The 13,366-nt window shown below is 61.2% G+C and carries 9 protein-coding genes; 5 read left to right on the plus strand and 4 right to left on the minus strand.

The window, feature by feature from the left end:
* Window positions 1–5 precede the first annotated feature (5 nt).
* From IP76_RS22090 to IP76_RS22100, 3 genes are read left to right on the plus strand one after another with little or no spacing between them, the layout of a single operon-like run.
* Window positions 6–914, plus strand: a complete 909-nt coding sequence (locus IP76_RS22090) for an amino acid--[acyl-carrier-protein] ligase (protein ID WP_054160404.1) — start codon at window positions 6–8, stop codon at window positions 912–914.
* Entirely contained in the window at window positions 886–1,887 is a 1,002-nt protein-coding gene (locus tag IP76_RS22095; RefSeq protein ID WP_054160415.1) for a DUF1839 family protein, read from the plus strand. The genes IP76_RS22090 and IP76_RS22095 overlap by 29 nt, the downstream gene beginning before the upstream one ends.
* Before the next feature lie 10 nt (window positions 1,888–1,897).
* Window positions 1,898–4,360 carry a glycoside hydrolase family 2 protein gene (locus tag IP76_RS22100; RefSeq protein ID WP_054160405.1) on the plus strand — a complete coding sequence of 821 codons (2,463 nt, stop codon included), beginning with the start codon at window positions 1,898–1,900 and terminating at the stop codon, window positions 4,358–4,360.
* Here the strand turns inward: IP76_RS22100 and IP76_RS22105 are convergent.
* From IP76_RS22105 to IP76_RS22115, 3 genes are read right to left on the minus strand one after another with little or no spacing between them, the layout of a single operon-like run.
* The gene (locus tag IP76_RS22105; protein ID WP_054160406.1) at window positions 4,345–6,135 is read right to left on the minus strand and encodes an alpha/beta hydrolase; all 1,791 of its coding nucleotides are present in this window, start codon (window positions 6,133–6,135) and stop codon (window positions 4,345–4,347) included. The genes IP76_RS22100 and IP76_RS22105 overlap by 16 nt on opposite strands.
* Entirely contained in the window at window positions 6,119–7,240 is a 1,122-nt protein-coding gene (locus tag IP76_RS22110) for a hypothetical protein (protein ID WP_054160407.1), read from the minus strand. Before IP76_RS22110 ends, IP76_RS22105 begins: the two co-directional genes overlap by 17 nt.
* Window positions 7,237–8,412 carry a glycosyltransferase family 4 protein gene (locus tag IP76_RS22115; protein ID WP_054160408.1) on the minus strand — a complete coding sequence of 392 codons (1,176 nt, stop codon included), beginning with the start codon at window positions 8,410–8,412 and terminating at the stop codon, window positions 7,237–7,239. The genes IP76_RS22110 and IP76_RS22115 overlap by 4 nt, the downstream gene beginning before the upstream one ends.
* Before the next feature lie 234 nt (window positions 8,413–8,646).
* Between IP76_RS22115 and IP76_RS22120 the strand changes: the two genes are divergently transcribed.
* On the plus strand, window positions 8,647–10,656 hold the full coding sequence (locus IP76_RS22120; RefSeq protein WP_054160409.1) for a GumC family protein: 2,010 nt from the start codon (window positions 8,647–8,649) through the stop codon (window positions 10,654–10,656).
* The gene (locus IP76_RS22125) at window positions 10,656–11,999 is read left to right on the plus strand and encodes a UDP-phosphate alpha N-acetylglucosaminyltransferase (protein ID WP_156318692.1); all 1,344 of its coding nucleotides are present in this window, start codon (window positions 10,656–10,658) and stop codon (window positions 11,997–11,999) included. Before IP76_RS22120 ends, IP76_RS22125 begins: the two co-directional genes overlap by 1 nt.
* On the opposite strand, the gene IP76_RS22130 is transcribed toward IP76_RS22125, so the two are convergent.
* The gene (locus IP76_RS22130) at window positions 11,950–13,035 is read right to left on the minus strand and encodes a glycoside hydrolase family 5 protein (RefSeq protein ID WP_082352675.1); all 1,086 of its coding nucleotides are present in this window, start codon (window positions 13,033–13,035) and stop codon (window positions 11,950–11,952) included. The genes IP76_RS22125 and IP76_RS22130 overlap by 50 nt on opposite strands.
* Window positions 13,036–13,366 lie beyond the last annotated feature (331 nt).

The raw sequence follows: 13,366 nt of genomic DNA on the forward strand, positions 1-13,366 counted from the left end.
CGGACATGGATATGCAGGTAAGCTTTCTGGACCGTCTCTTCGAGAGCGGCCTTCTAATCGAAACCGGCGTCGACGGCCTTTATGGTCGCAGCGGCCAGTTTGAGGACGTGATTGCAGCCTTTGAGCGGCTCATCGATCGCATTGGCGGCGCCGACGGTGCGGAGGCGATCCGCTTTCCGCCCGGCATGAACGTCGCCTACTTCGAGAAAAGCGGCTACATGAAGAGCTTCCCGCAGCTCGCCGGCACCGTGCATTCTTTTTGCGGCAACGACCACGACCACATGAGCCTCCTCCAGTGCATGGAAGAGGGCAAGGACTGGACGAAGGAGCAGAAGGCGACGGATATCGCGCTGACGCCAGCCGCCTGCTATCCGCTCTATCCAACGGTGGCCAAGCGCGGCCCGATTTCGAACAAGGGCGGTCTCTACGACCTGCAATCCTATTGCTTCCGCCACGAGCCGTCGAAAGATCCAGCCCGCCAGCAGCTGTTCCGCATGCGTGAATATGTCTGCATGGGCACTGAGGCCCATGTCACCACCTTCCGCCAGACCTGGATGGATCGCGGTGTCGAGATGATGAAGTCGATCGGCCTCGACGTTGAAATCGATGTGGCGAACGACCCCTTCTTCGGCCGCGCCGGTCGCTTGCTCGCCAACAACCAGCGCGACCAGAACCTGAAGTTCGAGCTGCTCATTCCTGTCACCTCGCAGGCCAACAAAACGGCCTGCATGAGCTTCAACTATCACCAGGACGCCTTCGGCCAAAAATGGGGTCTGAACCTTGAAGACGGTTCTGTCGCCCATACCGCCTGCGTCGGTTTCGGCCTGGAGCGCATCGCACTTGCCCTCTTCGCCAAACATGGCCTCGATGTCGCCGTCTGGCCCGATGCCGTCCGCAAGACGCTCTGGGGCTGATCACGTGACGACATCCGTCTTTCCCGGCCTCGATCCGGCCCGGTACCAACCCCATGCGCTACATTCAAGCGAGCGCATGTGGCCGGAGACCAATTGCTACGTCGATCTCTGGATCGAAGTTCTCTCCGCCCAGGGCTCGCACCCGGAAGCCATGCTCGGCTTCACGCTGACCCAGGATTTCGAGGGCGACCAGTTCACCTTCTTCAAGGTACCGCTGGAGGATCTGGAAGCGCTTTACGGCATCCGCGCCACGGAACTTGCGATCTTCGACAGCGTCGAGGCGCATGTTCAGGCGCAGATCGCGCGCGGCCGTCTCTGCCTCGTCGAGATGGACAGCTTCTTCATGCCCGACACCCGCGGTGTCGGCTACCGTCAGGACCACGGCAAGACCACGGTTGGCATCAACCGACTGGATATGGCAGGCCGCGTGATGGACTATTTCCACAATGGCGGCTTCTTCCGGCTCGAGGGCGAGGATTTCGACGGCGTCTTCCAACTGGATGCACCTGAGGGTGCCCTGCCCTTTCTGCCCTACACCGAATTTGCCAAGTTCCCGGTTGAGCCGACGGCACTGGGTCACCAGCGCGATCTCGCCCACCGGCTCCTCAGGCAGCATTTCGCCCGGCGCCCGGACGCCAATCCGATCGCCGCCTTCGCCAAAGAATTCCCGGCGCAGGTCGAGGCAGTTGCCGAACGCCCCTTCGGCTACTTCCACAAATATGCCTTCAACACGCTTCGACAGTTCGGCGCGAATTTCGAGCTTCTGGCGAGCCACCTCGCCTGGCTGGATACGGCCGCCCATGCTAATGCGATGAAAGCTGCCCTTGCGATCTCGGAAAATGCCAAGAGCGTCCAGTTCCAGCTGGCGCGCGCCGTGACCCGGAAGAAATTCGATGCGCTGGGCCAAGCCCTTGATCCCGCCATTGCCGGCTGGGATCGGCTGATGGATGATCTGAAGCCCCACTTGGCTTGAAAGGACGCACATGACCACGAGGATCTATCTCGGAGCGGACATCCGCCCGCTCGAGCATGGATGGACACTCCTGGTCACCGAACCCGGTCGCCACCAAACGCCTTCCGATGTCCACTGGCCCGCCGCCCGCATTCCGGCAACAGTTCCCGGCACGGTTGCCGGCGCATTGACGGATGCCGGACTGTTCGACCCGGCCGCCCCGTCGCCGCTGCATGACAAGGACATCTGGTATTTCCGATCGCTGGAAGGTGAAGCGTCGGGACCAGCCGTGCTGCGCTTCGAAGGGCTGGCAACGCTCGCCGAGATCTACATCAACGGAAACCTCATGCTGACGAGCGACAGCATGTTCGAGAGCCACGACCTGTCGGTGGATCTCACTGGCGACGACGATCTGGCAATCTGTTTCCGCGCCCTTCAACCGCGCCTTGATGCCAAAGGTCCGCGCGCGCGCTGGCGGCCGCAGATGATGGATCACCAGGGATTGCGGCTTGTGCGAACGAGCCTGCTCGGCCGCATGCCCGGCTGGTGCCCATCGATCCATCCGACAGGCCCCTACCGCCCGATCCTCTTGATCCGCCCCGGTCGTGATACGATCGGCGAACTCCATATCCAGACCGATTTCGATGAGGCCGGCACCGGGCTCCTCTCGGTTCGCCTTCAAGCCGAGCCAGGCCGTAGCGTCGTCCTGCGTTGCGCGGGCGTCGCCGCAGAACTGGAAGCTGGATCCGATGGCGCGATCAACGCCTCCATGCGACTGCCCGGGATCGAGCCCTGGTGGCCGCGAACCCACGGCAATCCGACCCTGCATGAACTCGATATCATCCTTGACGGCCAGGTTCACTCCCTTGGCCTCGTCGGGTTCCGCCGCATCGACATTGACCGTGGAGATGACGGAAAAAGCTTCGGGCTTCGCGTCAACGGCACCCCCGTTTTCTGCCGCGGTGCCGTCTGGACCAATGCCGATATCCTGCGCCTCCCCGGATCCGCCGAAGCCTATGCGCCTTGGCTGATGAAGGCAGCCGAGGCCAATATCAACATGATCCGCATCGGCGGGACCATGACCTATGAGAGCCGCGAATTCTTCAGACTGTGCGATCAGCTTGGTCTGTTGATCTGGCAGGACCTCATGTTCGCCAATTACGACTATCCCTTCGCCGACGCAGATTTCGCGGCACAGGCCCAAAGCGAGGCCAAAACCCTCCTCACACAATTGCAGGGGCATCCCTCGCTTGCGGTTATCTGCGGGGGAAGCGAAGTTTTCCAGCAGGGTGCCATGCTCGGCCTTCCGCAAAAGAGCTGGAACGGGGACTTCTTCAACACCACCCTGGCCGAGATTGCCAAGGCCGGTCGTGCCGATTGCGCTTATGTTCCCAATTCACCCTTCGGCGGCGCGATGCCCTTTGCCCCGAATGAGGGCGTCACGCATTATTATGGCGTCGGCGCCTATCAGCGGCCGCTCGAGGATGCCCGCCGTGCCGAGGTGCGCTTTGCCGCCGAATGCCTGGCCTTTGCCCATGTGCCGCAGCAGGCAACGCTTGACCGACATCTTTCCGTTCCGCCCGTCCATGATCCACGCTGGAAGGCCCGCGTCCCGCGTGATCGCTCCGCCTCCTGGGATTTCGAGGATATCCGAGATCACTACCTGGAAGATCTTTACGGCTTCGATCCGGCAAGGCTACGACGTGAAGATCCGGCGCGTTATCTCGATTTCTCCCGCGCGGCGACAGCCGAGGTTATCAGCGAAACCTACGGCGAATGGCGGCGCAAGGGATCGACCTGCAAGGGTGCACTTGTGTGGACCCTGCAGGATCTCGAAGCTGGCCCGGGCTGGGGTGTGATTGACGCAACGGGCGAGCCGAAGCCGGTCTGGTATGGCCTGAAGCGCGCCTTCCGCCCAATTCAGGTGATCCTGAAGGATGAGGGCACCAATGGCCTCGCGATCCATCTGGTCAACGACACCCAGGCGACTGTCGAGACGACACTGGATCTGGCCTGCCTGAGAAACGGTCGCCAGCCATCCGCACGCGGCACTGCCACGGTAACGTTAGAGCCTCATTCTGTCGAAACGCTCCCGGCAACCAATGTCTTCGGCGCCTTTTTCGACACCACCTACGCCTTCCGCTTCGGTCCGCCCTCGCATGATGTGACCGTGGCGTCGCTTCTAAGCCCGGACGGAAGGATGCTTTCCGAGGCGTTCCATTTCCCGCTTGGCAGGCGAGAAGCGCTGCACGCGCCGCAATTTGAGCATCGCCTGGAACAGCGCGAAGGCGTTTGGTGTCTCGATATCCGCAGCGACACCATTGCCCAGTCCGTCCATGTCAACTGCGAAGACTATCGTTCAGATGACGACTGGTTCCATCTGGCGCCGGGTGTTTGGAAGACGGTTCGGCTGATCGCACGCGATGCGCCTGGCGCCACGCCTCGCGGCTCCCTGCGCAGCCTCGGCAGCAATACCGCTTACGGCTTCTCCTGAACCACAGCCTGAGACTTTGCCGAGACACGGGCCGCCAGATCGATGAGCGCATCACGATAAGCATCGCGGGCGAAGGCAGGGCTGAGATTGTGATCCGCGCCAGCCAGGATTGTCAGCCGCATGTCGCCAAAGCTGCGAAGGCGACGACCATCGGCGCCGAAGAGTGACGCAAAATGCTCGAAGCCGACATCACCTTCGCTATAGATGAGATCGACGCTGACATTTCGCGCACCAAGCGTCCGAAAGGCGTTCAGGATCGACCGGCGGCGCGGGGCAACGCCCGGCAGGCGCCCGACAAGGGGTAAGCTGAGCCGCCAGATCCGCCCGGCGATCGCCAGCACGATGTTCTTGAGGGCCGCGGCGATATCCACCTCACCGCGCAGCAGGCGTTTGAAGGTACCACCCTGCAGCAGCCGGCTGCCATAGTCATCCAGCGAACGCGGCGCACCCTGCAACGCTGCATCGACATCAAGTGTGGGATCCCATTCGAAGACGTAAGGGTTGACTGCGATCAGCCCGTCAATCCGTTGTTCTGCGACCGCTGACCGGAAGGCGAGATAGGCACCGCTGCAACGGCCGGCCACGATTACGGGCCCATCATGCAAGGTCCCAAGGGCGTCGAGCGCCTCACTCACATCGATCAACTGGTGATCATCATAAAGCACCTGCTTCGGCGCGCCCGGCCGGGGCGGACTGTCGGCAACGCTTGCGCCATCGAACCGAAGCGAAGCGATGCCGGCAGCCGCCAAGTCTCGCGCCAGGGTGACCGAAGAGCGCCCCCATCCCGCGTGGCGATCATAGGCTGTGCCCAAAAGCAGGACGGCGGCTGAAGACCCGGGTTTTGTCGGCTGGCAGAAGGCGCCCTGCAATCCGGATCCGAAGGTGATCGGACGTTCGGAAAAGTCCGCCCCGGCCAGAAAACAGGATGCTGGCTCCGCAGAGACGAGCGATTTCGCACCCGTCTTCTCCTGCGCAAAAGCGGATAGCCACAGAGCGAGATCGTCGACCAGAGCCTCAGGCAACCTTGAAATGGCGGGGTTCGCCACAAAGGCATCATAGCCAACATAGACGGTTCGGGTGACGGAAGCACCCAAGGTCGCAAGCGCATCCGCAATGCCCGCTTCCGCTGCCCTCTCTGGCCGGGCAGCCACGAAGGCCTGGCTTAACGAAGGTAAGGAAGCCTCCGCGAGGGTCAAGGTCTTGAGGTCCGCAGCGACCCCTTGCGGCAGGATATGCCCCGCTATCGCGGGTCGATCCGTGATCCGATACGCCTCGGCGAGTCCGAGACCCTCATCCACCATCCGCGACCAGATCTGCAGCTCGCGCAGATAGGCACGACCGGAGGTCACGGGCGCAAGGCAGGCGACGGCATCAACCGCGTCCATTCGCCCCGCCATGCGCAGAGCGAGCGTGGCCCCGAGACCATGACCGACGAGAATGATCCGCATGCATCGCGAAAGAGAACACAGCGCATCGGCCGCAGCGACAATCGTTTTTCCCCAGAGGTCGAGATCGACAAAGCCTGGCGGACCGTCCAGTGCATCCCCGGTGCCAGGATGGTCGAACCGCAGACTGGGCAATCCAATCACGGCAATCCGCTCGGCCGTGATCCGCCAGAGTTTGCGCAGACACATGTCCTCAAGCCCGAACGGGCTGACGAACAGAACTGCGGCATCCGAATGCAAAGCACCGGTCGGCTGAAAAAGACCAACCGTATCGGCAAAGGTTACTGGCTGCGCTGCCGGTTGGTCGACCACCTCAGCCCTCATCAGCATTGAAGATCGTATCGACCACTTGCTTCCACGTCCGGATCGAGGAGGTGTCGATGGCCAGATGATCCATGGCTTTTGCCTTTTCGAAGGCAGCGCATACGCTTCCCGGATCAGCGGGATCATAGGCACAGACATGGTCACGGCCGGCGGCAGCGAAACGCGGTGCGACAATCGGCAGATGGCAGTAGCTGTACTGAATCATCTTCAGGCTCGACTGACTGAGATAGTCGGCGCCATCGCCATCGCGATAGGGCGCCAGGCCCACATCGGCATGTTTAATAAAGGGCACGATGATATCGAAAGGCACTTCCCCGTGCACGACGATGTTCGGCAAGCGTTCCAGCGGCAGTGCCTTCTTGCCGAAGAGATGGAAGGTCCAGTCATGATTGGCCCGCGCCAGAACATCGATGACATCTGCATCGAACTTCATGTCCCCGACGCTGACCGCATGTCGGGGACCCGCATACGGGTTGGAAACCGCGCGGTCGAAGGCATCCTTGCTGATACCGTGCGGCAGGAAAATCACGGGCGCGTCTGCGGGAAAATCGGACCGCATCGCCTCCGCCATGATCCGAACGCTGTCATAGAGCCCGATGGTCGCCGCCAATTGTTTGCCTACACAGGGATGGGTGCCGATCGTCTCCAGCCGGTCCGCCGCATGATAGATGAACCGGGCTTCAGGAGCGAAGCGCCGCAACCTACGGGTCAGAAGCGGTGACGGACCGCTTTCCACCACAACATGCGTATAGTTCGGCAAGCGACCGAGCACGGCTTTGGGCAAAAACTGCGGATAGGCACAGTAGAGAGGCATGACGAGCGCATTCAACAGGCGATTGCGCAGATTGATCGGATGATAGGGCGCAAACCAGATGAATTGCTCCAACCGCTCGCGAAAGGTCTCCCAGCGATTGGCCGGATAACGCATAGCCTGCTCGTAGCGGCCATCCTTGATGAAGCGGCTGATCGGACTGAGGCGGCAGACGAGAAAGTCAACGTGGTCGCCATCCTCCAGCAACTGTTCCGCCATGAAATGCAGATCGACACGCCGGGGGGAGTCGGCGAAATGCTGGCCAGTCACGATCAGGACGCGGTTCTTGCCCTTTGTCATCCGGCTCTCCCCGATCTGCGGCCCGACAGGATATGCCGATAAAGATCGATATGTCGGTCGCAGACGCCGCCCCAGTCATGTTGGCTTGCCGCAAGCATCATCTCTTCCCGCATAGCCGGCTTGTCCAGCAGCATGGCGAAAGCCTGCTCGACCTTGGCCGCCGCCACCTGCGGATGCGCGAAGTCTGTAAGCCCGATCCCGGCATGACGGTCTGCCAGAACGCGATAGGCCGCATTGTCGTGGAGGACAGGAAGAAGTCCGGCACTCATGGCTTCAACGGCAACCAGCCCAAAACCTTCATAGTCGGACGCAGAAACGAAAACCGAGCATTCGCCGAGCACCTTGCGCACTTCGTCATCGGTGACGCCGACATGCAAGCTCACCGCCCCGCCCAGACGGCGCGTGGCGATTTCCCGCTCAAGATCGCGCGACGAGAGATCCGATGGTGAACCGATGATATCGAGCCGCCAGTCAGGCACGCTCGATCTCAGCTGCACAAGCATGTCGAGTAGACGCTCAAGGCGCTTGTTGACCGAGAACCGCCCAATTGTCACGAGCCGCCGAACGGGTACGGTCGACGACAACCCGGCAAATTTGCCAATGTCCACACCGTTTTCAATTAGCCGGGTCCGCGAGCCGGTAATCGGCAGAAAGCGATCACGATCAGACTGGCTGCAACAGATCACGGCATCATAGGCGAGGCCGGAAAGACGCGTGGCAGTCTGGAACCAGATCTTTTTCAGCAGCGCATGGTTATGGGTATGGAAAAAGCCGCCATGCGTGGTCGCGACCAGCGGCTTGCCATGCAAGACACGTGTCCATGCCAGGGCATCATAGAAGAAGTCGATCCCGTGGACATGCACTAGGTCGGCGTCGCGGACATGGCTGAAGACGGAGGGAGCGATCGGATAACGGCTGCTGCCCCGCCAGGGAATACGCACCACATCGACGCCATCAATGATGTCCCGCGGTGAAAGCGTATTGTCCGGATCCCGAAACAATCGATCGAGCGTCACGACCCGGACGCGCCAGCCCTTTGCGAGAAGCGAGCGACTGAGGTTTGCGACGACATCCTCCAGCCCACCGCGGCTCGGCGTGTATTGGCGGACAATCTGCACCACCAGCGGCGCGCGCTCATCGCTTCGGCGATTGTCGATCTGGGCCCTCATCATGATCCTGTTCCGTCGCCTGCTGTCTAAATTCCTGGCCCGAAAACCTCTCTCGGACATACCCGCAAACGGTTAAGACCGGGTTCCCTGTTGGTTATGACCTCCGCGTTCAGCAATGATTAACCATGGTTTGAAAGGATAAGGCGAGGTCAGATCTCCGCCCTGCAGTCTTCGCGGCACGAGGCCGCGGCAGGCCATCATCGAACAAGCTCCCGAGAAAGCGTTCCGGACAGGGAAATGAACATCGACATTTTTCAGCTACCGGAGATCCTGGCACGCCGCTTCCGGCTGGTCATGATCATTGCCGTCTTGTGCATCGTGGTGGCGCTCGGACTTGTGTTGCGCATGACGCCGACCTTCACCTCCTCCGCCGAATTGCTGCTCGACCCGAACGGGCTTGCCAGCGAGGCCCTCGACTTGAAGGGCACACCCGCGACGACGCGGCAGGACCAGCCGAACATCGACAGCCAGATTTTCGTGATGCAGTCGAGCAATGTCATGCGCGCCGTGGTCGAACGCCTCAGCCTCGCGGACGACCTCGCATTGGTTCCGCGATCAGCCGTAGACAAGCAAGCCGCAGCCGTCGAGGCGCTGAAGACCAAGGTCAAAGTGGAACGCCAGGGGCAGTCCCTCGTCTTCACCATCGCAGCTGAGCATCCGGACGCCAAGCGGGCGGCCGATATCGCCAATGCCGTCGCCGAGATTTATCTGCAGCAACTCGACCAATCCCGGTCCGACGCGGCCCGCCGCGCCAGCACCACGTTTCAGATCCAGGCAAGCGAGCTGCGCGACAGGGTGCTGAAAGCTGAACTCGCCGTCGAACAATTCAAGTCGGAAAACGGCCTGGCCACCACCGGCCAGCAAGGACTGGTCATCGAGCAGCAGGTTGCCGGTCTTAGCGAACAGCTGACGGCAGCGCGCGTTGCCGAAGAACAGGCCCAGACCGCCTATGATCAGGTCCGCAACCTGACCGTTGCCTCCCTTGAGGGCGGTGCCACGCCGGAAGTCCTGCAATCCACCACCATCGGCCTCCTGCGTGATCGCTATGCCGTGCTCGTCGATCGCCGCACCCAGCTCGCCACCAATCTCGGCGCCAATCACCCGCAATTGCGAGCGATCAATTCCCAGGTCGCTAACATGCAGCAGGCGATCCAGGGCGAGCTAGACCGCATCCGTCAGTCGATGAAGGTGAGCTATGACCGCGCGGCTGCGAACACAAAGGCGCTCACCCAGCGCCTGGACAGCCTGACCGCGACGAGCTTTGACAGCGGTGCAGCGCAGATCCGCATGCGCCAGCTTGAAAACGAGGCTGATGCGGTCCGCACCCTCTACAAGACCTTTCTCAATCGCGCCGAGGAACTGGGGCAGCAGCAGACTGTCAACACCGACAATTCGCGCATCATCACAGCCGCAACACCGCTGCCGAAATCCTCGGCCAAACTGAAGATCCTGATCCTGATCGCCGCAGCCCTCTTCGGCACCATCGCCGGCGCCTGCCTCGCTGTATTGAGCGAAATCCTCGTGGGGAACCGCACCGAAGAAAAGGCTACCACGTCTGATCACGACTTGCCGATCATCGCCACGCTCAAGTTCGACGCTGCCAAGCCGAAGGGGATATGGCAGCGCCTCTCCGCGATCGGAACAAGCGGTGAGCCCGAGAACGCTACCGACGGCTCTCAGGACGTTCACGAGGCCGCCCGTCGCATTCTGGCCGAGATCGAGGTCCAGCGCCCTTACAATCTGATGTTCACCAAGACCGGCGACATCGTCACTGCAGCCGGAATCACCACCGATCTCGTCCAGGCCTTCACCGAGGAAGGCGAATATGTTGCCTATGCTTCGGGACCGTTGGCGGCTCGCCGCCCGAAAGCCTCACGGCGTGCCGGTCGACCAAGCGTCAACGCAGTCCTGGCAAGGGACGAACACCTGGACCTGCCGCTCTCAAACCTTCTGCACTACGACATGCTGGACGCAGCCAAGCCGGCATCGCCCGCGCCCACAAGCCGCAAGCCCAAGGTTTCAGCCTTCGCACCGAGGGAGGCCCGGCGGGAAGGCGACCTGATCGTGATCAACGCCTGCGGCACTGACATCACCCAGCATCTGCCGGAACTCTCCGACGAAGCCGATGCAATTGCCATCATCATCAGGCATACGGATCTCCGTTCGAAGGGCCTGTCGGCGCATCTCGCCGCATTCGGCGACAATCTCGACAAGGTCATCGGCTTGGTCGTGGTGGAGTCAGACTGATGCCGCGCGCTGCTCGCCCGGAGGCATGGCGGCGACTTAACCCTTCACCCGTGCCGACGAGCAGCGAAGGCGTCCTCGCCGGGGGCCAGACCGACAGTGGTTGGCGCGGCCAGGTCGCAACATTCGCAGTCCTCGGCGGCACAACCTTCAATCTCTTCCTCTGCTTCGTTCAGACCCGGATCATGGGCGTCAGCGACGCCCATGTGATGCTGGCCGAACTGATCTTGATCGCCTCGGCCTTTCTTGCGGCCCTGTCCCGCCGCGTTGACATGTATCTGCTCTCCGCGCTGTTCATCAGCTACATGATCCTGCTGTTTGCCCTGCGCGGTGCAATCGACCTCAAGGCCCTGCGTGACATTCTGATCCCGATCGCCTTCTACTTCCTCGGCAGCGCGGTCCAGAATGCCCGCCTCGCCGATCGACTGGTGACAATCACGATCCTTATCGCGCTTGTCGTCGGGCTGTTCGAATATCTCTTTCTCGAGACCTACCTCGATTACTTCAACGTGCTCGGTTACTTCATTTCACGCGGCACCGTGACGCTTGAGGAGAGTTTCGGGGCAACACGCGGCCTGTTCATCAGCGGACTTCGCCCTGAACCGAGGACACTCCTGCCTTTTCTCGGCCAGCATCGTGTCTCCGGCGTTTTCCTGGAACCCGTCTCCGCCGGCAATTTTGGAGCGATCATCTATGCCTGGGCGCTGTTTCGCCCGGCCATGCGCCTGCGTTATCTCGTGATTGCAGCTGCCTTGACCACGATCGTACTCGCCGATGCCCGATTCGGCTTCTTCACCTGCATCCTCGTCACGCTGATGCTGCCCTTCTACCGTCTTGTACCAAGGCTGGTCTGGGCCATCATGCCCTTCCTGATGCTGACATCAGTCGCCGTCTATGGTCTCGCGACTGGCGCAGATGGCGGTGCGAACGATATTGCCGGCCGCTTCTCCGTCACAGCCACCCTGCTGACGAAGCTCGATTTCGCCGTCATCATCGGCGCGCAGACAACCGACCAGTTCACCGCCGATTCCGGCCTTGCCTATACGCTGACAAAATTCGGCATTGTCGGCTTCGTGTTTCTATGGGCCGCGTTCGCCTATGCGCCCATCAAGGACAGGCGGGCCTGGACGTTTCATTCCATGGTTATGATTTATCTTCTGCTGCTCATGCTGATCAGCAACTCGTTCTTCTCGATCAAAACCGCCGCCCTCGTCTGGTTCCTCGTCGGCACGGCAGGCGCTGTCGACTGGTCAGGGCTCTCAGGAGCGCAGACCCGACCAAAGCCAAGCAACTCGCTCAGCGTTCCAAGGCGGGGCAGGTCGCAGCAGCTGCGGAAAAATCCTTGAGCGCTCTTGAGAGTCCGCGCAATTGCGGGCGGTCACCGGCCACGGTCGGCTGAATGTTCAACGCTTCCTCTTCCGGCCACCAGTCCCCCCCTGCCCAGTAGGCCCAGCCGACCCAGACGTCGCGCCCCCGCTCCATCACGGTCACCATATCTTCGAGTGCATCGACGCAGGCTTCATCCTTCGGTACGCCGAACTCGCCGAGGTAGCCTCGCTTGCCGTTTTCGCGCAGCCAGCGGGTGAACTGATCAATGGCCGCAACGGCATCCTTTGCACGGGAACAGCTGTCCTTGGTGCCGGAGAAATCCTCGTCGAAATACTGGTGAACTTCATAGGCCCAGAAATCGAGAGGATCGACGACGTCAAGCATGACCCTTCCATTCGCACCGCCATAATGTTCGCCCATCCAACTATGCGCACCGGACCAGGCATTGCCCGGTACGAGGATTAGATTGCGTGCGCCGGTCTCCCGGATGGCCGCAATCGCCGCATTACTGGCTTCGAGCCATTGCGCAGTCGGCATATCGAAAGGCTCATTCATCAGACCGAAGACGATACCCTCCTGATTGCCAAACTCGTCAGCCAGTTTGCGCCAGAGGGTGGCGAAGGCCTCAAACGGAACATCAGAACCAATGACGCCACCGCGGTAGCGGGCATAATTGTGCGGATCGAGAACGACGGTCAGGCCCTCCCGTCGCAACGCAGCGACCGTGTCCTTAAGCCGCCCGAACTCCTCCGCGTCAAAATCTCGATCGAGAGATGTTTGCAGCCGGCTCCAGGCAAAGGGCAGGCGCACGGAATTGAAGCCCTTCGAGGCGAAATACGAGATCGTCTTTTCAGACGGGTAGATATAGGCAGTGCCATAGGCCCCACCCTCTTCGCCAAATTCGGCACCGGCGAGGTTGACGCCGCGAAGGCAAGCTCCCGTGGCCGCCGATACCTGTTGCGTCGCCATGGCGAAGAGAAGTGCGGCTATGCCGATCCGGCTCCTCCATCCAGCCGCAGACCCTGCGCCGCGTCGCCCCAACCCGTTCACCATGCTGCCCCTCAAATGCCGGTCACGCTATTCAAACTATTGCCCCCCGGACAAAGGTCAATGCATCGGAGCCCCGTAAACGGACAGGTGAGCAAGGCTTCGAGATCAGGTGCACGGCGAGGATGCGTCGGTGGACGGCGCAATAGGGACGGAATTTTGCGCCGCCTCGCATAATCTCGCTGACACCAAAGGGGGCGGCTGATGGCTTTCGGACGTCCCTCAGATACGATAGAGACACGCGGCCAGTTCCGCCGAGGAGAAGTATGTCGATGACGAGCTATGTTTTGACCGTATCCTGCAAGTCCACCCGCGGCATTGTCGCGGCGATCTCCGG

Source organism: Rhizobium sp. AAP43 (assembly GCF_001296045.1).
In the GTDB taxonomy this organism is placed as follows: domain Bacteria; phylum Pseudomonadota; class Alphaproteobacteria; order Rhizobiales; family Rhizobiaceae; genus Allorhizobium.

Coding starts and splice junctions, on each gene's coding strand:
- IP76_RS22110 (WP_054160407.1), bottom strand. CDS start 7,240: ATGACAAAGGGCAAGAACCGCGTCCTGATCGTGACTGGCCAGCATTTC.
- IP76_RS22120 (WP_054160409.1), top strand. CDS start 8,647: ATGAACATCGACATTTTTCAGCTACCGGAGATCCTGGCACGCCGCTTC.
- IP76_RS22095 (WP_054160415.1), top strand. CDS start 886: ATGCCGTCCGCAAGACGCTCTGGGGCTGATCACGTGACGACATCCGTC.
- IP76_RS22130 (WP_082352675.1), bottom strand. CDS start 13,035: ATGGTGAACGGGTTGGGGCGACGCGGCGCAGGGTCTGCGGCTGGATGG.
- IP76_RS22090 (WP_054160404.1), top strand. CDS start 6: ATGGATATGCAGGTAAGCTTTCTGGACCGTCTCTTCGAGAGCGGCCTT.
- IP76_RS22105 (WP_054160406.1), bottom strand. CDS start 6,135: ATGCTGATGAGGGCTGAGGTGGTCGACCAACCGGCAGCGCAGCCAGTA.
- IP76_RS22100 (WP_054160405.1), top strand. CDS start 1,898: ATGACCACGAGGATCTATCTCGGAGCGGACATCCGCCCGCTCGAGCAT.
- IP76_RS22115 (WP_054160408.1), bottom strand. CDS start 8,412: ATGATGAGGGCCCAGATCGACAATCGCCGAAGCGATGAGCGCGCGCCG.
- IP76_RS22125 (WP_156318692.1), top strand. CDS start 10,656: ATGCCGCGCGCTGCTCGCCCGGAGGCATGGCGGCGACTTAACCCTTCA.